The sequence below is a fragment of the Paenibacillus cellulositrophicus genome (assembly GCF_009363095.1).
GTDB lineage: Bacteria > Bacillota > Bacilli > Paenibacillales > Paenibacillaceae > Paenibacillus_AQ > Paenibacillus_AQ favisporus.
Window position 1 is genome coordinate 4838062 of sequence record NZ_CP045295.1, and the last position, 18524, is coordinate 4856585.

Sequence of the window (18524 nt, forward strand, 5' to 3'; positions counted from 1 at the left end):
CCCCAAAGATCTTCCATGTGTATATTTCATTCGCGACATTCTGTTGCTTGAAGGGGTTTAACCATTTCCTTTATTATGTTTATATAACTCATAATTTTTTGTAGATAGGAGATTGATCTTATAATTATCAGAGAAGCAAGTATAATAGACTACCCTGAGTTAAGACAAATATATCTTGAATCGCGTCGCAAGAGCTTTCACTGGGCAAATGCAGAAGAAATGAATTTAGATGATTTTGATAGAGATACAACTGAGGAATATATACTATTAGCTGAAGAAAATTCGCGAATCCTTGGTTTCGCATCTTTATATTTACCTGAGAACTTTATTCATAATTTATTTGTACACCCCGATTTTAGCGGTAAAGGGGTTGGTACTCAATTAGTTAACCATGCTATAGAAAAAATGGGTAAGCCCGTAAAATTAAAGTGTGTATCTGAAAATCATAAAGCATTAGGTTTCTATGAGAGAAGTGGATGGAAAAAGGTTGTTGAAGAAGGAAAACCCGGAGAGAAGTATTGGGTTTTAGTATATGAATAATAAAAATAGAGGTCTTCAGTAAAAAGATCGTTTAGCGGGCCGACGTCTTGTCTTTATTCGAAGAAGCGGGCCCATTACATCACATTTCGGGGCTTACGCCTTTTGTTTGTCAGATGTATAATTATGGAAGATGGTTCAGACAACACACGACCCGGCCTAAGATAGGAGTTATCTAAGGCCGGGTCGCGTCGTTCATTTCGGGAGACGTTATATGAAACAAGTATGATCCACTATTAAACATCATTGAAATTCACATACAAACCTAAATTGAAAAGGAGAATGAGCATGGGATTGGAAGTTACAAAGATGGAATTGGAGATGAAAGATATTTCAGGATCTAAGTTCAAAGAAGTTAATGCGGAGGGTTTAGACTTTGATAATGTTAATTTATCAAAGTCTAAGATTAATAATGCAAATATGAGTGGAATGATCTTAAATGACGTTAATGCTAGTGAAGTTGATATTAGAAATGCTAACCTATCCGCGACTTCAGTTCAGCATGCAAATATGAGCCATATGAAGGTAGATCATGTACATCTATTCGGGACTGAGTTTGTAAATATTGTTTTGCCTCAGGAAGGTGACAGAAATTATGATCCAAACGGAGATTACAAGCCTATAGTGTTTCATAATTGTAATTTGAGCAATATGGAGATAAATAATTGTGACATTACCGGCTTAAAGATCAACGGGATATTGATAGAAGAGCTGCTTAAGAACAAATGATAAACTTTTTGTGAGTAACTCGAAGACGGCACTGGCACACAGATAACATAGTATTCACGCTGCGGATCGGCTACGCTGATCTTTGCTTCTCCCGGGGAGATGAGCAGGGGAGCTGAATCAGGTGGAAACATCGATCTCCCTAAGATAGGAGCAATCAAAGGGAGATCGACGTCGTGAATACGAGAGCCTTAGGTAAAAGAAATGCATATACATAATAATTTATTGAGGTGTCATAGATGATTAGAAATACTGTCCGGGCACTGATTATTCAAGACGGACGTTTACTCGCAATTAAGAAGGAACGTCCTGAAGTAGGAGTTTATTATGCTTTGCCAGGAGGGGCACAGGAGATCGGCGAAACCCTAGAGAAGACATTACAACGTGAATGCTTAGAAGAACTAGGAATTGAGGTCGCAGAACACAGGTTTATTTGTATTAGAGAATACATATCCAAAAATCATGAGTACTCTTTTATCATGAAGGAAGTACATGCAGTAGAGTTTATTTATGAATGCAGGATCAAAGCGACTGATACTTTTATCAGCTCACAGGCTGATGTTGGACAAATTGGAACAGAGTGGATACCCATTGAAAGTATAAAACAATCTGTATCCGAGCCAGACCAATTATCAATCGCATATCAATTCCCTATAACAACAAATGACTTTTTAAAAGAATACTTCAACGATCAGATCTTAGATCCGTATAGAAATACGACTTATGAAAGCTAATCACAACATCAAAAGGATTCTGGATTATAACGCTTTTACAGGTATACAGATCTCGCAATAATGGTTATACAACATATCACCAATGTATCTTTCGAATATGGGTTTGTTGTCTATTTGATATCCACTACTATTTAACGCAGGAAAAATATCAGCCCACGCTTTTTGAATATCCTCGGCTGTATGCTTCACCTTATAGGTAACATAATTACCGCCAGCGAGTTTAGTTTCGAAAATGTTATTATCCGTGTCTTCTATCCGATAATCGTCGGGAATAACAATACAAGCATCATAACGACAGTTCTCGGGAGACGTAGTTTCCGGATTATCTTGGGCAATTCCAAGCAGTATGGATGATTCGTTAAGTAAACTTTTTTCTGCAGCCCATTTCTTTAACGCTTCCATTGCTTGGATGTTCTGAGGACCGTACGGACCTACTTGGCGCACAAAAGCAATGCGGGTTTTTGGCATCATTTCAAATTTTATAACCATGATTCATTCCTCCCTGGATGATATTGGATACACAACGCATGCTAACATGATATAAAAATATATTCATTAGTTTTTTCGAGTACCCATCAGGTTTAAGCGCAAGCGGGAGGAAAATCAGGCAATCAATCGAATATAGTGAAGGTATTGAAGGTATGCGCAATAAGATCGCAGATCAAAGAGTCAATGACTTCGCCTAACATAAGATTCACGCTACGATCGTTTGCCTTAGATGGGCAGCAGAGAAGCGCAGTGAAATCGCTCATCATCACAGACGCCTACCTGAGATAAAGCTATCTAAGGTGGGCGTTCGTCGTAAATCCACAAAACTTATCGGAAATTGCCGCACAATCATTTGTGTAAGGGGGTTGCATGATGGAAAGATATAAGCATCCATTAGGTAAACAACTGATTTATGATTCGTATGACTTATTACTGGATTCATGGGGAACGAAATATGAAGAAAGAGACGTAGATACTACGTACGGTCTAACCCATGTCATTACTGCGGGTGATCCGCAAAGTCCGCCTTTGTTGCTTTTCCATGGAACAGCCGATAATTCAGCCATGATGTGGATTTATAACGTCAAAGTGCTGTCAGAGAAATTCTATATCATTGCTGTTGATGCGATAGGTGGTTCAGGGAAAAGCGAACCCAATACTCATTATTATAAAAGCTTCAACCAAGCCACTTGGATTGATGACATTTTAAGTAACTTACAAATACATGCTGTAAACATCTGCGGAGTGTCATATGGTGCTTACTTGGCTTACCACTATACGATGAAAAGACCAATGAACGTCAACAAGGCCGTTTGTTTAGCAGGTAGAATTCCTTCCAGCCAATTTGAGGTCATTACAAAGATGATGGCAGCGTTTTTTCCTGAGGCATTATTTCCATCTGAACGTAATTGCAAAAAACTATTGCGAAAACTGAGCGGAACCAATTTCTCGACATTTGAAGATAACGATGTGTTGATGAAGCACTGGTATTATTTGTTGAAGCATTTTAACAATAAATCCATGACGCAGCACAAGATTGAAATTAATGCGGATACAGAATTATCAGTTCTGAAAGACAAAGTCGTGTTTCTGATTGGTCAATATGACAGGTTAACCAATTATCCAAAAGCAATAAAGAGATTAGAAGATAACAAACTAAATTACAAAATCATTAACAATGCAGGACATGCAATTAACCATGAGCAAGCTGATGTAATTAACAAAGAGATTATTAAATTTTTGGCATAAAGATCATTAGTATATTTGAAGATGTTGAGACACATTGACCCAAATCGACAGTAATGGATCCAGGGGGATTTAAAATGCTAAAATTGATGAGTGAACTTCCGACAGATTTCCCAATTGCTGGAGTTCACTGTGTACCCGTTTTTGATAACGGCAATCTTATGATGGTTTGGGATCGGGAAGAGAAAGTACTTACTACCATTGGTGGAAGACTCGAAGAGAATGAATCCATACAAGAGGGTTTAGAGCGGGAAGCTTTAGAAGAAGCAGGAATAGAACTAGCTGAGATAAGAATACCGTTTGCCAGCTGGTTTTGGAAGGAAACCAATTCGTATACCGTATATTTTCTAACTCAAGTTAATAAATTCGTGAGTATACCTGAAGGATTTGAAAAGACAGGCTACATCATAACAAATTTTGAAACGGCGATAGACATGATAATGAACATCGAAGGAAGAGGAGAACGAATTGAAATCATCAGAAGAGCAGGTATATTGGCGGGTCATCTCGATCAAGAAAGCAACAGCAGATAATTCTTGCTGTGATTCAAACCGTTATCATAAAAGGAGACCTATACCATGAATCCATTGATTAAAGATGCTGTAGTAAAATTAGCTGAGGATCTCCAATTACCCGAAAGGGTCTTTGATATTGAAGATTTACCTTGGGTTCCTTTTGATGAAGGGAAAGAAGCAAATTGTTATTTTAAACCTCTTCGATTTGACCTTGCCACCGGCACCTGGATATACCTCTTTAAGATAAAGAGTAATCAAGTGCTGACACGCCACCGGCACACTGGAGGATCTGTCATAGGATACAACATTCAGGGACAATGGAGATATGAAGGACGCAATTGGATGGCGAAACCAGGAACCTTTATTTTTGAACCGCCTGGGGATATTCATACGCTTATTACTGAAGATGAGGAAGTTATTACTTTATTCATTCTGGGTGGATCCTTGCAGTATTTCGATCATGATAATGTATTTATTGGTCAAGACGATATTTTTACAGTACTCAAAAAATATAGAGATTATTGTGATGAGAATGGAATCGAAGTGCGTGAAGATCTTGTTTATTAGGAGTTAAGGTGCTTAAGACAATGAACCAACTTCAAATGAAGCTGGGGATACGTTTTATAAAGATAACAGGAGGGGAATTACTATGCAGCAATTAAACAGAGCATTGGAAAGTGACAGGCTTTACCTTCGGCCGCTTGTAAGTGAAGATTCCGATACGTATTACCCGAACATGTTGAACGAAGAAGTAAGGAGACTGACGGGAACCCAAAGAATATTTTCAAAACAGATGATCGAAAATTATATTGAAGAAATACAGAATGAATCGGATCGTATTCATTTATTGATCGTTCTTAAAGAGGAAGACCGTATTATCGGAGAAGTTGCATTACAGGATATAGATTATGTAAATCGCAATTCCAATATACGGATAGCCTTATTTAATCAAGCGGATTTTAGCAAGGGATTTGGAACGGAGGCTCTAAAATTATTACTGAATTATGGCTTTGGGGTGCTGAATCTACATAGAATTGAACTGAACGTGTTCTCATATAATGCAAGAGCCATAAAAGCATATGAAAAGTTAGGATTTATACAAGAAGGAATCCAGCGAGAGGTTCTCTATTATAACCATGAGTATCATGACTCCATTACAATGAGTATTTTAGAGAACGAATTTCGAAAAAGCGAAGAAATTAAATAACACCTTATTCATGCGGATGGGCCGTATGTGATCGCTAGAGTAAAGAGCAGACCCATTAAGGAATTGCTCCAGGGGAGTGTTTATGAAAACCTATATTGATATGGTGAGGCATGGCGAATCACCTAAGCTCGAAGGAAGCGAAAGAACACGTGGGTTGACTGACAAGGGAAAGTTGGATGCGATTCGGATTACTGAAGTATTGATGAATGAGGGAATCGATACGTTTGTTTCAAGCCCGTATAGCAGAGCGATGTTAACGATTGAAGATTTAGCACGTTCTCAAGGCAAAGAGATCATCGTTTATGAAGATCTGAAAGAACTGGTCTTTTTAGACGAAGACCAAATTGTACCTGAGCAGGATTTGATGCCAACGGTAAGGAGGATGTTTCCTGAGCCGGATTTTTCGCTACCGGGAGGAGAGTCCCTTCGCAATTGCCAAAGGCGGGTAATCGCGATTTTTAAAGACATCTTAAACCAATATAATGGACATAAGGTTGTAGTCGGAACCCATGGGTTGGTCATGACGTTAATGATGGAGTATTTTGATCCACAATACAACTTGGAATTTTTATTAGGAACTTCAAAGCCGGATATTTACAAGATGGAGTTTGACGAAGGCATGTTTAGAGGAGCCGATAGGTTGTGGAAAGACCCATTTTGAGGCAACAAGGGAGTGCTCAAGTTCATGAATCAATGACTAATGAGACACTCCTTTTTACAATACAACGGCAAACTCTGCATTCGTTTCAGATCGGAAATGAGCAGGCCTGCATGTATCGGATCGGACGAGCTGCACCAGGGCAAAGGCAGGTTTTCCAAACGCATTGCAGACGACGGTGAAGGCGTAACACGAAAACAATGAAATGAGGTGAATACACTGACTGTTGTTGGTGTTCTAGGAACAATACATAATGAAGAGCTAAGACAGAAATATAACTGTTCGCTCGATCTGTATAAAGAAATTATTGAAGAGTTCAATCCAGACATCATTTGTGGCGAAGTTCATCCTAATGCTTGGGACAAATATTGTAAAAATAAGAGCGAGAGGGGATATTGGGGAGAGCCGGCAAGTGAGTACTGGGAGCTGATCTTCCCTTTATGCGAAAATAACAAGATCAAGTTCGTTCCGATCGATTGGTTTGAACTCGATGTATGGAATAACTTCGATCCCTTTGCCGAGCTTCCTGAGGGAGTAAGGGAGAACATCATGCGAATGGATGATGAGTGGTTTGACAAACAAATGGCCACGCAATCATTTGGAAGGATTCCCTTTAATTCATTAGAATTTGATACCATCACAAGAGCGAAATACGAGTGGCTGGAACAATTGAACCCAAGATCGTTTGATTTTCGATGGAAGATCCGGAATCAAATCATGATAGAGCGTGTAAGAAATACCGTCAATTCTAGCCAGGGTAAGAAAATTCTTTGCATTATAGGTGCTGATCATAACTATATATTTATTGATGAATTAACATGGCAAGACATCGAACTGAAATATCCATTAAGATAACTCAATGAGTTGGAGGTTAACATGGATAAAAATGTTACATATAGGAAGCTGCAAGTAGGTGATGAATCGATTTTTTTTGATTTAGTATTGCTGTTCAATGAGGAGTTTGAATCACCTAATACGGACTTCGTCAATCATGTTAATATTGCGGAGCTTTTATCAAATCCTTTATTTATTTGTATCGTTGGAATAAAAGGTAACGAGGTTATTGGCGGATTAACCGGATATGAGCTGCCCATGTATGATCGAATGGGTTCCAGTTTGTATTTATATGACATAGCGGTAGAAGAAAATAACCAACGTAAGGGAATAGGAAGCTGTCTGGTCAAGGAATTAGTCGAGTATTGTAAATCAAAGCAAATCAATGAAATTTTTGTTCAAGCAGATGCTATTGATCAACACGCGGTTGAATTTTATAAAAAACTTGGTGGAGAAATATCCAGTGTTTATCAGTTTACATTTACTATAAAAGCATAACAGCTAAAAGCCCTTGTGAATTTTAATTCGAGAAGGGGATAGTCACACATCCTAAAGGGAGAATTCGGTTCTCCCTATATTTAGGGCATAACACCAACAGTCTATATACCCCTACTGCGGACTCCCCTTCACAATGTATGATTTGAAGGAAAAGTAGAGTTATGTGACAAACTTAAGGGAAAGCGCAAAAAAGTATAACATTGAATTCACGCTGGGTGGCTTTAGTTAGATCTAGGATAAGAACTATTTAATCGTTTAATACTGGAATGTGATGTGAAATTTCCGGAAAAATGATAATAATTTAAAATAAATTTATTAAAGGTGAGTCCTTGAAGAAGTCTCTTTTTATATTCCTGATTGCTATTTTTGCATTTTTTCTTATGGGAAAATATTTAATTAATAACTTAGAATATATAGAACCTGCTAATGAGCTAAAGGGAGAGTGGCTGGAACTATCAAGTATAAACCGAGCATTTAATTCAATTGCACATGGTAATGATATGTTTGTTGCTGTGGGCGAAGGAATAGTGGCTTATTCTCCAAATGGACGCGACTGGGTATATACTGAAAATGAATCTATTGGAATTATAAATGATGTAACTTTTGCAAATGGACGATTTGTTGCAGTAGGTAACGACAAAATATATTCTTCTATAAACGGATTAACATGGACCGAAACGGACATCGGCAAGGATAACAATCTTTTTAGTGTTGCATATGGGAATGGTACATTCATTGCGGTAGGCTCAGTTGGAGTATTTAGCTCTATTGATGGGATAACATGGGAACACGATAGAAACAATTTATATTGGACAACTTTTTGGAGTGTATGTTTTGGCAACAATAAATTTGTTGCGGTAGGTCCATATTCTGTTGCCTCATCAGATGACGGGCAAACATGGGTAAGTAATGACATTCCATTTAAAAGTGGCATGGGGTATTTAACATCAGTTGCGTATAGTAAAGGCAAATTTATAGCTTTAGGAGGTCTCGATGATAATGGATCCATGATTTGGTCATCCGGTAATGGTCAAAACTGGAAGCCTGTTGCTAAGGTTCGGGGACTCGGATTTAAAGGGAATATTATTGATGATCAGTTTTTCTTTGCGGGGAATTCTGGACTCCTATATTCTAGTAATGGAAATGAATGGTTACTAAAAAGTTTGCCACCCGATAAAAACTTGCATGATATTGTAAAAGGTAATAATAAGTTAATTGCAGTAGGATTATTGGGTTGGGATGGTAGTTCACCTGTACCGTCTGCCCCTATCATGTTAATTGATATAAATGATTTCTAGGTACTTATAGATAATAAGGAGGCCACCGCATGCTGAAACTATTCGAGTATAACTGGCAGGTTCGTAAAGATTGGTTAGACTGGTGCGATACGGTGAGTGAAGAAGAGCTGCTGAAAAAACGCACCGGCGGGTTAGGCTACTTCCTTCCCACGCTGCATCACATTGTGGCGGTCGAGTATGGCTGGATATGCGGCGGAATCCAGGAAAAAGCAGTTGAAATCCCTCCGTTTGAGAAAGTGGCCAGTGTGCAGCAGATCAAAGATTTTTCTGCACGCTGCCACGAGGAGCTTGCTCCATTTGTCTATGATTGGAACGACAGCCTGGAAGACCGTATTATGATCGATATTACGGACGAAGGGGAACGAGAAGCCCATACATACGGCGAAGTCATGCGGCATCTGATCGCCCACGAAATCCACCACATCGGTCAGTTGTCTATATGGGCAAGAGAGATCGGAAAGAAGCCTGTTACAGCAAATTTGATTGGCAGAGGATTATTCGATATTAACAATCCCAATTTATAAGTGGAGGTATTCGATGATGAATCAGGCTGCATTTTCCGGACCATCTATGGTCTTACTTGTGAGGGATATTGAAAAATCAATCGATTTTTACAAGAAGCTGGGTTTCAGTTATGAACTAGTCGGCGGTCCGGTTGTCCAACATGTACATATGACAAGAGATAAAGTAACCTTTATTCTTCATCAGGCAGCTACTCCGGAAGATGTAAGACCCTCTTCTTCAGTTAAGGGCGGACTCTATTTTGACGCTTTTTGTTATACTGATGTTCGGAAATTGCTGGAAGAGATCAAGGATAAAGGAATCCCTATTGTGCAAGGTCCGGATTTGAATGATTTTTTTAGTGAATTTACGATTCAAGACATTGATGGGTATAGAATTGCGTTCGGGGGATAAGTTACGTTACTCAAACTGAAGGGAGAAGACGGGATGACCCCATTTCCCATATTAGAAACGGAAAGATTGGTTCTAAGACAGATTACACCAGAGGATTCAGGCGACCTTTTTCATTATTTCTCCCTGGATGAAGTAACAAAATTTTATGATGTGGAGAGCTTTACGAATGTACAACAAGCCGAGGAATTAATTGATAGGTGGCAGCAAAGATTTGAGAAAAATCTAGGCATTCGCTGGGGGATTACTTTAAAATCTGAAAACCGTGTCATTGGCACATGTGGATATCATGGTTGGATGAAACATCACTTTAAAGCCGAAATTGGATATGAACTGACACCAGATTACTGGGGTAAGGGCTTTATGACCGAGGCCATTCAGAAGGTGATTGAGTTCGGGTTTCGCGAATTTGGATTAAACCGAATCGAAGCATTCGTTGAACCGGGGAATGTGAATTCAAGGAAGGTGCTTGAGAAAGCCGGATTTAGCGAAGAAGGGATATTAAAGGAACATTTTTATTGGAGAAATCAGTTTGTTGATACTGCCATATTTGCATTGCTTAAGAAAGATTATCAAGTAAGTTAGCAGAAGACATACATCAATAATAACAACAAGAGAAAGTAAAAAACCACCCAAAGGTTGAGGCAGAAGGTGGGTTTTGTTCATATTCGACTTAGAAGGGAATAAACCATCCAAGTCAATTGTACTGACCAAGTGTTGCTGCACTTGGTCTTTATTACTTATATAATAACATAATGAAAAAAAATGTATCAAAGTGTGAATTAATTTTAGGAACAGAAAGTTGGATTGAAAGATAAACAAAAATGGCAATTTCATCACATAATGGCGTCTCAATTTGCGTGCTTAAGCCCTGGTTTGCGAATTCTCTTAATACGTTATCTGAAAGGCGGTTATCCATGTTTAAATACAACATTTGCTTCCTTAAACAAAACGATCAAATCCTGCTCCTTAACCGGGAAAAGCCGAGTTGGATGGGAAGGTGGAATGGCGTGGGCGGAAAAATCGAAGAGAACGAATCGCCAAGAGAGTCTGCACTAAGAGAGATCGAGGAAGAGACAGGGATTGCCCTAGATTCCATTGATTTTAAGGGTATTGTAACTTGGATTGTAGATGGTGAGTTAACCGGCGGGATGTATGCTTATTTCGCTGAGTTACCGTCCGATTTCATCTATGAGACTCCCATAAAGACACCAGAAGGAATCCTGGACTGGAAGAGCTTGAAGTGGATTATGCACCCGGAAAATAATGGGGTCGCGGATATCATTCCGAAAAGCATACATCGTTTTATAGACGACGCAAACTGCTATGAACACCGTTGTTTTTATGAAAATGACAAATGGACACATGATATATTGATTGAATTGAACAAGGACATGGATCAAATGACAGATAAAGAAAAGATACATGATTGGTATTTTCGTGAGCAGTTCAGAAAAGGTCATACATCAGATAACATGGTTTTCGCGCTGCAGCCCGACTGACGCCGATCCTTACTTGGGCTATGGAACATATGATCTTCCTATGATGTTGAAATCAAAAACTTAATCCGTTAGGGAGTAGAATCATGAATTATAAAATCCTGCCTTTTTCACAAATCAAACATTTGCTGCCAGTGGACAGTTGGGCCTATGTTCGCAATGAACGAAACGACGGCGAATTCGAAAACGAATCCGTCATATTACTCGAGGGAGATATTCGGCTCGATAGCTTGAATCTGGATAAGCCTTTCGGTGAGGAATCTGTCTTTATCGTACTGGTGTACGGCAATCTCGTCGTTGATTCCTATATTTATAATGAGGACACCGATGGTGCGACGGGACTTATCGTATTAGGCGATCTCCAAGTGAGAAATATGGTGGTTGGTGGTCAGGAGATTTATGTGACAGGCAATTTGCAGGTGTCGGAGTTGTTCTGGGGGGATTATAATCACGGTGATTTGACGGTAGCAGGAAATGCTGCTGCCCTTCTTTTCATGGACACCGAAGAGTATCATGTATCGATTCATGGTGAGAAGAATTTTAAGCTTCGAATCAGCGAGTGGGACGAATTCGGGAACGGGTATGACCTTGACGAAGACTTGCTTCAAGAGGTGTTTATGCAGGACTGCCTGATCCAGACCGATGAAGAAGTCATGCTGTACAGGGAGAGAATGCTGGAACATTTCGAAAAAGGACGTTCGGCCATTGTGCCAGATAAAGTCACTGCCGCAAGCAAAATCGACATCCCTTTCCTGTTTGAAAATGCTGAAATCAGCATCGTGAACCTGTGTCGGCTGACAGACTCGATCTTGATGTCGTCCGAAGTTAACGCAAACGGAAACCTGAAATATGAGTTTTGGTTGCAGGACGATTTTTATCGTGTTATTCGTTCGCAGGCGCCATCGCCATATCGGGCGGTTTATTTGCAGCAAGATTCTTTGGCTGTCATCATTGATATAAAAGAGACTGAGCAGGAGGATCGACGACTAAGCAGATGGGTCCGGCGTTCGAAAAAACAGGATTTGAGCCTGAACATCAGGTGGCGCTACATTGAAGGGGAAGATACAGAATGGCATACGCTGGACGATCATTCTCCGAACCCTACTCAACTTCTTCTGCAAAACGGTTGGCGCACATTGCTTACGCAAGTGTCCGTGTTTGAATACTATCGCCGATTCATCCGTCCGGAACGAATCAGAGCGCTCCTTTCTTTGCCTCTTGCTGAACCGTATGATGACTTTTATGACGATGATAAAAGCGGATTCTGGAGCGGCAGCATATACACTGCGTTTCGGCAGCCTGGCGTGGTGCGCGATGGAGAGGAAAAGTCGCCCTGCTTTCTTGTCGCAAGAGAAAAAGGAGAGGAGATGGATATCTACCATTTTGTACTTGAAAAAGATGCGGATGGAACGGAATGCGTCCATATCCTTTACCAGGCTGAAAATGGGTATGAACATAAAGCTTTTCCCCTCTGGGATCCGGACAAGCTGAAGACCGCCTGCTGGCTCTTTCGTATGGCCGAGAGAACGCTGCTTTCGCTCAATCGGAGCTTGCTTGAAGGGAGAGCTCCCTACGAGGCGGAAACATTTGCCATTGAGTATTGGAAACAAAAAGGCTATCTGAGATAGTCGAAGACCATTCAGATCTCAAGATTTCAGTAGAACTCATCAACGATGAACTGTGGATCTTTGGGAACAAAAGGTTGAGGCCGAAAGACACTGATCAATTTTATCTGGATGATATCTGCGTAACTGTAAGATTTATTACAAATCAAACGAATGTCACTGGTTTACTGATAACCGAAAAGGATTGGTATGCTAATCGAAAAGATGAGGGGACTGTTTTTGAGAGGATCTCATAAAAGACAACCCTGAAAACGCATCGCGTCTATCTCTTGGGAACGCTATATGAGAAATCAAGCAAATTGAATATACTTATAGGACAGAACGATCATCTTCATTTGTTTTAGGTATTGGTATACATCTTCCTCTATATGGTAAATTCACAGTCAAATGATCCTTCAGGAGGGTGTATATGAATCATTTCTCTATTTCAGCGGGTGGTATTTTATTTAACAATCATTCCGTTCTGCTGGTAAAGGTTGATTATGGTGCTAATCGAGGAATGTGGATGATTCCAGGTGGCTTCGCTGAACAAGGAGAATCCATTGAAGAAGCTGCTGAAAGAGAGTTTAAAGAAGAAACGGGTTTAGTAACCAAATCAGGTCGAGTCGTATGTCTCCGCTCCGGAACACTAGAACGAAATGATGAAATACAAGCGAGTTTGTACATTGTTTTTGAAATGAAACTTGTCTCAGGATCCATGATAAAAGATGAAGCAGAAATAGCTGACATGAAATATTGGCACATTGAAGATGTGAAAAGCTCAAATGAGATTATTGAGTTGAGTAAGAGCATCATTACGACAGCGTGGGAAACCAAGAATGGTTTATATGCTGGGAATACAATCAGGACAAACAACAATTATAGAACTTATCATTACTATCTACCAAACCCATTGTAAGATTCATTTATGGTAGACTTTCTCCCCCTGTATCAGACACCAGCTTTCTGTAAACAAATATGAATATATACCAATACCGCTGCGAGAAAAGGAACGAGCATAACTATGGAAAATAAAATGAACCCCAAAGTAGATGCATTTGTAGGCAGAGCCACGATGTGGCTTGAAGAAACGGAGAAATTGAGAGAGATCCTTCTTGACTGTGGGCTTACCGAAGAATTGAAGTGGGGCAAACCTTGTTACTCGTCACAGGGGCGAAATATCGTGATCATCCAAGGATTTAAAGCCTACTTGGCGCTTCTGTTTTTCAAAGGTTACATGTTACAAGATCCCCATGGTATTCTGGTTAAAACCGGTGAGAATACGAAAGTAGGGCGCCAGATCCGGTTTAATGATACCCAAGAAATCGTCGAGCTGGAACCCATCTTGAGAGCTTATATTGCGGAAGCCATTGAGGTCGAACAATCCGGTGTGAAAGAGGATATCATCAAAGAGACACACCTCGATATTCCCGAAGAGTTTCAAATTAAACTAGATGAAAACCCTGCCTTGAAAGCTGCTTTTGAAGCACTGACGCCGGGGCGGCAAAGAGCGTACGTGTATTATTTTTCCGCGCCCAAGCAATCCAAAACCCGGGAGTCCCGGGTCGAAAAATGTACACAGCAAATCCTCGATGGGAAGGGATTAAACGATCGGTAAAATCCGCTGCGCAGGGCATAGCCAAATTCAGTTTTTAAGACGGATTTTACATCTGGAAAATGCAGCATTCATCCAATCCTCTAAGTCCTTTTATATACTTAATTCTGAGTATAGCTAATCACAAGGACTAGGGTGGCGATGACATGTTAAAACAACGTGAGTTGCACGAATGCCATGTACTGTACAACCTGATGACGGATCCGGCCGTTTTTCCCTATGTCCGTTATCCATGCCAATCGTATGAGGAATACTTATTCATCACCAAGCAGTTGATCGTTGAGGAAGAGCAGGGGACGTGCATCTCCAGAACGATTCTTGACGACATCGGCCATCCCATCGGCACCATCGATCTATATCATATCCATCATCGAACAGGCTTCCTGGCGACTTGGATTGGGGCCCCTTATTTTGGAAAAGGGTATAACCAACGCGCGAAGGAAGCATTTTTGGCTGAATTGTTTCTTAGACAGGATATTGAAACGATCTTTTTGAAGATCCGCACTCAGAACATCCGGTCGAAGAGAGCAGTGGAAAAGCTGCCATACGTCAAATTAGCCAACGAGCGGTACGAGCAGGTCTATCAATCGATTAATCGTTCGCAGCAGCGCTATGATTTGTATGGTGTGGAGCGGTCTGATTTTTTGGAAAGTAGTGGAGGCTTACAGCATGGGGTTGCGACATAACCGATCGTGCAAAAATGTTCTAACATATCATGAAGACCGTACTGTCGGGATGCTGCAGGCGATTTTTCTTTTTCAGGAGGTTTTGGCAGGGACTATTTTAAGAGATCAGAAAGTATAAGCTTCGGAGCCTCCGCTTCCTGCTCTCGCAAGAAAAACTTCCGCTAAATGCGGTCTGTCTTCTTTGAAGGTACGTCGATAGATGTTTTTCTTATAGTAAGCTGGGTTTAAAGTGAATTTAACCATGAAACAGTGAGGATACGAACATGACGAAAAAGCTATATTACGAATCTGCATATACCCGGGAATGGGAGACGCGTATCACGCGCAAAGTGGAGAGGGAAGACGGAACTTATGTGGTCCTGGAAGAGACGGCTTTTTATCCGCACGGCGGTGGGCAGCCCTGTGACCTGGGATGGATCAATGCGATCCCGGTGCTGGATGTCGTTCTGGAGGAAGGAGAAATCCTGCATAAGGTCGAGCGTTTTCCTGAAAAAGATGACGTTCGCTGCCGATTGGATTGGGACAGAAGGTTCGACCATATGCAGCATCACAGCGGCCAGCACTTGCTGTCGGCGATGTGTCTGGAGGTGTGTAAAGCGGAGACGCTCAGCTTCCACTTAGGTGAGGATTACGCCACCATTGATATCGCAAGGTCCGATCTGCCTCCGCACGAACTGATGATGCTGGAGCTGGAAGTGAATGATCAGATTTACTTGAATCGAAAAGTAACGAGTTATTTTGTGAATCAGGAGCAGGCGGCGGACCTGCCTCTGGTGAAGCAGCCGAAGGTAACCGATAATATTCGGATCGTTGAGATTGAAGGCATCGAGTATAACGCCTGTGGCGGTACGCATGTCTCCGCAACGGGAGAGATCGGGATGATCAAACTGCTGAGAGCGGAGAAGCAGAAGGGGCATACGCGTGTTTATTTTAAATGCGGCTATCGTGCGCTCAGGGAGTTTAATGCCGGCGTGGAGATTCTCGGCAGCTTATCGACCCGGTTCAATACCGCCAAGGAAGAAATTATGGACCGGATTACAAAATGGGATCAGGAGCAGAAGCAGCTCCAGGCTGAATTAACCGCAGTAAAAGCTGAGAATGACGCTTACCTGGCTGAGAAGCTGCTAGCTGACCGTCAGGGCAGCCTGATCAAGCATGCATTTGCAGACAAGCCGCTGAAAGATATGCAGAACCTGGCGGCCAAGCTTACCGAGCAAGCGGATGTGATCGTGCTTTTCGTATCGGGGGTAGACCATAAGGTGCTTCTCGCCCGGGGAGGGGACAGCGAACTCGCCTGCGGTGCGCTATTCAAGCAGCATCTGGCCGATTATCGCGGTAAAGGCGGAGGCAGCGACAAAATGGCGCAGGCCGGTTTTGCCAACGGGGAGGATGCGATAGCGTTTTACCATTTTGCGGGGGAGTTATTGGAGTCGGTGGATGAGTAAACTAATAGGCGCCCAAACCACTTTTAAATACCGAACAATCGTTCTTCATACTAATGGTAGATGATGGTATGATAGGGAAAGACAATTGAATCTTGGGTGGGCATGGTTTCCCTTCGAAAGGAGGTGAAGCCATGGAGGTTAAAGATGCGTTGACGATCATGTTTTTATTTGGATCGTTTATCCTTGCACTTTTAACATACATCAATTCGAACAACAAGAGAAAGTAAAAACCCACCCCAAGGTTAGCGCCAAAGGTGGGTCTTTATTCTAATCGCTTAGAAGGGAATAAAACCATCCAAGCCAATTGTTCAGCCGAGTGTTCCCGCACTCGGCTTCTTTATACAGTATGATAACATAATTGGAAAAAGAAGTGAACCCAAAAGAGTCTTATATAAGGGAATGTTGAATAAAAATGACCTTCAACGAAAGGACGATAACCCTTGACGAATCGAATCGCGATCATCGGCTCAGCCGGCTCCGGTAAATCTACCTTATCTCAAAAGTTAGGCGAGATTCTATCATTGCCTGTTGTTCATCTGGACCGATTTTATTGGAAACCGAACTGGACTCCAACCGTAAATGACGAATGGGATGAATTTGTGAAGGATGCTGTAAGCGAAGATCAATGGATTATCGATGGAAATTACACCAGAACCTTAGGTATTCGTTTGAGTGAAGCGGATGCCGTCATATTTTTAGATATGCCCAGACTCTTATGCATTTATAGGATCATGAAAAGACGAATCCGATATCATGGAAAAACACGACCCGATCTCAACGAGGAATGCCCCGAAAAACTGGATTGGGCTTTTTTTATTTGGGTCTGGAATTATAAAAAAGAAGCCGATCCAAGGTCATGGAAGCGCTCGGACAGGTAAAGGGTCGAAAACAAGTCGTCATATTAAAGTCGAGGAAAGAGGTACAGGAGTTTTTGGACCAGGTGAAGAATGATGGGAAAATTTAGGTGAATTTTGTGTTATATATGCGGTATCATCAATATATATGTGGGAAACCAAATGTAAGGAGGCAGGTCATTCCTTGCGATCGAAGACGATTATTTTAGTTATACTGATTGTCCTCGTATTTACAGGGTGCAAAGAAGAAAAGAAAGAATATATGCCGTTTTATAAGCCAATGCACACAGACTATTTGCAAAAATTTGGCTGGCAGGCGGAACGCTTTGCATCGGAAACAAAATATGAAGCAAAAACTTTGCAGAGTTATAAGGATCATGTCGATACTATCCGAACGGAAGGGAACATTGATTTGGCACCGTTTTTTAACAAGGAGGTTGTAGAGACGGGTTATGTCCTTAAGGAAAAAACGGATCTATATAATCAGATTGTTGCCTATATTTTAGAATCCGAAGGAAAGGTCATCGGAGGCTATCTAGATTTTAATCATGAGGTGCTGCAACCGGATGGAGTGATCGAAGTTCACCCTGGCCAAACTACACCGATGTTCAATCCCAATGATTCCAACAAGCGATTTGTGATTGGACGTATTATAGAACCGGACAGTAATTGAGTAGTGGCATTTTACTTTTGAAAATCAAGGAGAAGCTGTTCAATGATTACTATAAGAGAAGTCACCAAAGGCGATCTGAAAGACCTATGCCGTCTGTACGAGGAGCTCATGGATCATCAGCCTACCAATTACGAAAAAATAGTAGAGGTATATGAAGTCATGCAAGCAAGCGGTAACTACCATGTCCTGGGGGCTTTTAAGGATGGAGTACTGGCAGGGTCTGTTATGGGAATTGTCTGCCAAGATCTTGTCGGAGAGTGCAGACCCTTCATGGTCATTGAGAACGTTGTCGTTTCAGATCATTTTCGCAGGCTTGGCATAGGGAAGCAACTCATGATGAACCTTGAAGCCATAGCACGGGAGAAAAATTGTTCTTATGTTATTTTTGTATCTGGTGGACAGAGAAAGGAAGCCCATGCCTTTTATGAGAAATTAGGATTTAAAGATGAGAAGGTCGAGGGGTATCGGAAGCATTTGTCTTGAAGAAGGGATGAC

General features: G+C 41.1%; 25 protein-coding genes. 24 read left to right on the forward strand and 1 reads right to left on the reverse strand.

Annotated elements, in window-relative coordinates; translation table 11 throughout:
* Window positions 1–120 precede the first annotated feature (120 nt).
* From GCU45_RS21935 to GCU45_RS21945, 3 genes are all read left to right on the forward strand, one after another.
* Window positions 121–540 carry a GNAT family N-acetyltransferase gene (locus tag GCU45_RS21935; RefSeq protein ID WP_152400509.1) on the forward strand — a complete coding sequence of 140 codons (420 nt, stop codon included), beginning with the start codon at window positions 121–123 and terminating at the stop codon, window positions 538–540.
* Window positions 541–825: 285 nt separating this feature from the next.
* On the forward strand, window positions 826–1266 hold the full coding sequence (locus GCU45_RS21940; RefSeq protein ID WP_152400511.1) for a pentapeptide repeat-containing protein: 441 nt from the start codon (window positions 826–828) through the stop codon (window positions 1264–1266).
* Window positions 1267–1502: 236 nt separating this feature from the next.
* Window positions 1503–1997, forward strand: coding sequence for an NUDIX domain-containing protein (locus GCU45_RS21945; protein WP_152400513.1), 495 nt, complete (start codon window positions 1503–1505; stop codon window positions 1995–1997).
* 24 nt (window positions 1998–2021) lie between these two features.
* Here GCU45_RS21945 and GCU45_RS21950 read toward each other — a convergent pair whose 3' ends face one another.
* The gene (locus GCU45_RS21950) at window positions 2022–2486 is read right to left on the reverse strand and encodes an AraC family transcriptional regulator (RefSeq protein ID WP_152400515.1); all 465 of its coding nucleotides are present in this window, start codon (window positions 2484–2486) and stop codon (window positions 2022–2024) included.
* 369 nt (window positions 2487–2855) lie between these two features.
* Between GCU45_RS21950 and GCU45_RS21955 the strand changes: the two genes are divergently transcribed.
* From GCU45_RS21955 to GCU45_RS22050, 21 genes are all read left to right on the forward strand, one after another.
* Window positions 2856–3734: an alpha/beta fold hydrolase gene (locus GCU45_RS21955; RefSeq protein WP_244364206.1), complete on the forward strand. Its 879-nt coding sequence runs from the start codon at window positions 2856–2858 to the stop codon at window positions 3732–3734.
* A gap of 74 nt (window positions 3735–3808) precedes the next feature.
* Window positions 3809–4264: an NUDIX hydrolase gene (locus GCU45_RS21960; protein WP_152400517.1), complete on the forward strand. Its 456-nt coding sequence runs from the start codon at window positions 3809–3811 to the stop codon at window positions 4262–4264.
* Between the two features lie 45 nt (window positions 4265–4309).
* On the forward strand, window positions 4310–4813 hold the full coding sequence (locus tag GCU45_RS21965) for a 2,4'-dihydroxyacetophenone dioxygenase family protein (protein WP_152400519.1): 504 nt from the start codon (window positions 4310–4312) through the stop codon (window positions 4811–4813).
* Window positions 4814–4895: 82 nt separating this feature from the next.
* A complete protein-coding gene (locus tag GCU45_RS21970; RefSeq protein ID WP_152400521.1) occupies window positions 4896–5453 on the forward strand; it encodes a GNAT family N-acetyltransferase in 558 nt (185 codons plus the stop codon).
* 82 nt (window positions 5454–5535) lie between these two features.
* On the forward strand, window positions 5536–6114 hold the full coding sequence (locus GCU45_RS21975; protein ID WP_152400523.1) for a histidine phosphatase family protein: 579 nt from the start codon (window positions 5536–5538) through the stop codon (window positions 6112–6114).
* Between the two features lie 207 nt (window positions 6115–6321).
* Entirely contained in the window at window positions 6322–6966 is a 645-nt protein-coding gene (locus GCU45_RS21980; protein WP_244364208.1) for a hypothetical protein, read from the forward strand.
* A gap of 21 nt (window positions 6967–6987) precedes the next feature.
* On the forward strand, window positions 6988–7443 hold the full coding sequence (locus tag GCU45_RS21985) for a GNAT family N-acetyltransferase (RefSeq protein ID WP_152400525.1): 456 nt from the start codon (window positions 6988–6990) through the stop codon (window positions 7441–7443).
* A gap of 329 nt (window positions 7444–7772) precedes the next feature.
* Complete coding sequence (locus GCU45_RS21990; protein WP_152400526.1) at window positions 7773–8741, forward strand: WD40/YVTN/BNR-like repeat-containing protein; 969 nt, start codon at window positions 7773–7775, stop codon at window positions 8739–8741.
* Window positions 8742–8770: 29 nt separating this feature from the next.
* Window positions 8771–9265, forward strand: a complete 495-nt coding sequence (locus GCU45_RS21995) for a DinB family protein (RefSeq protein WP_152400528.1) — start codon at window positions 8771–8773, stop codon at window positions 9263–9265.
* Window positions 9266–9278: 13 nt separating this feature from the next.
* Complete coding sequence (locus tag GCU45_RS22000) at window positions 9279–9656, forward strand: VOC family protein (RefSeq protein WP_244364210.1); 378 nt, start codon at window positions 9279–9281, stop codon at window positions 9654–9656.
* Window positions 9657–9689: 33 nt separating this feature from the next.
* Entirely contained in the window at window positions 9690–10238 is a 549-nt protein-coding gene (locus GCU45_RS22005) for a GNAT family N-acetyltransferase (protein ID WP_152400530.1), read from the forward strand.
* Window positions 10239–10570: 332 nt separating this feature from the next.
* Complete coding sequence (locus GCU45_RS22010) at window positions 10571–11155, forward strand: NUDIX hydrolase (RefSeq protein WP_152400532.1); 585 nt, start codon at window positions 10571–10573, stop codon at window positions 11153–11155.
* An 83-nt stretch (window positions 11156–11238) separates the two neighbouring features.
* Window positions 11239–12780: a hypothetical protein gene (locus tag GCU45_RS22015; RefSeq protein ID WP_152400535.1), complete on the forward strand. Its 1542-nt coding sequence runs from the start codon at window positions 11239–11241 to the stop codon at window positions 12778–12780.
* Window positions 12781–13186: 406 nt separating this feature from the next.
* Window positions 13187–13675, forward strand: a complete 489-nt coding sequence (locus GCU45_RS22020; RefSeq protein WP_152400537.1) for an NUDIX domain-containing protein — start codon at window positions 13187–13189, stop codon at window positions 13673–13675.
* A gap of 105 nt (window positions 13676–13780) precedes the next feature.
* Window positions 13781–14374 (forward strand): YdeI/OmpD-associated family protein, encoded by a 594-nt coding sequence (locus tag GCU45_RS22025; protein WP_152400539.1) that lies wholly within the window; start codon window positions 13781–13783, stop codon window positions 14372–14374.
* Between the two features lie 143 nt (window positions 14375–14517).
* Window positions 14518–15057, forward strand: a complete 540-nt coding sequence (locus GCU45_RS22030) for a GNAT family N-acetyltransferase (protein WP_152400542.1) — start codon at window positions 14518–14520, stop codon at window positions 15055–15057.
* Between the two features lie 263 nt (window positions 15058–15320).
* Entirely contained in the window at window positions 15321–16502 is a 1182-nt protein-coding gene (locus GCU45_RS22035; protein WP_152400544.1) for an alanyl-tRNA editing protein, read from the forward strand.
* A 131-nt stretch (window positions 16503–16633) separates the two neighbouring features.
* Window positions 16634–16729: a competence inhibitor ComI gene (locus tag GCU45_RS34255; RefSeq protein WP_219930283.1), complete on the forward strand. Its 96-nt coding sequence runs from the start codon at window positions 16634–16636 to the stop codon at window positions 16727–16729.
* A 213-nt stretch (window positions 16730–16942) separates the two neighbouring features.
* Window positions 16943–17380 (forward strand): DNA topology modulation protein, encoded by a 438-nt coding sequence (locus GCU45_RS22040; protein ID WP_341874521.1) that lies wholly within the window; start codon window positions 16943–16945, stop codon window positions 17378–17380.
* 160 nt (window positions 17381–17540) lie between these two features.
* Entirely contained in the window at window positions 17541–18029 is a 489-nt protein-coding gene (locus tag GCU45_RS22045) for a DUF4830 domain-containing protein (protein ID WP_167527184.1), read from the forward strand.
* A gap of 42 nt (window positions 18030–18071) precedes the next feature.
* Window positions 18072–18512 (forward strand): GNAT family N-acetyltransferase, encoded by a 441-nt coding sequence (locus tag GCU45_RS22050; protein WP_152400548.1) that lies wholly within the window; start codon window positions 18072–18074, stop codon window positions 18510–18512.
* Window positions 18513–18524: the final 12 nt, after the last annotated feature.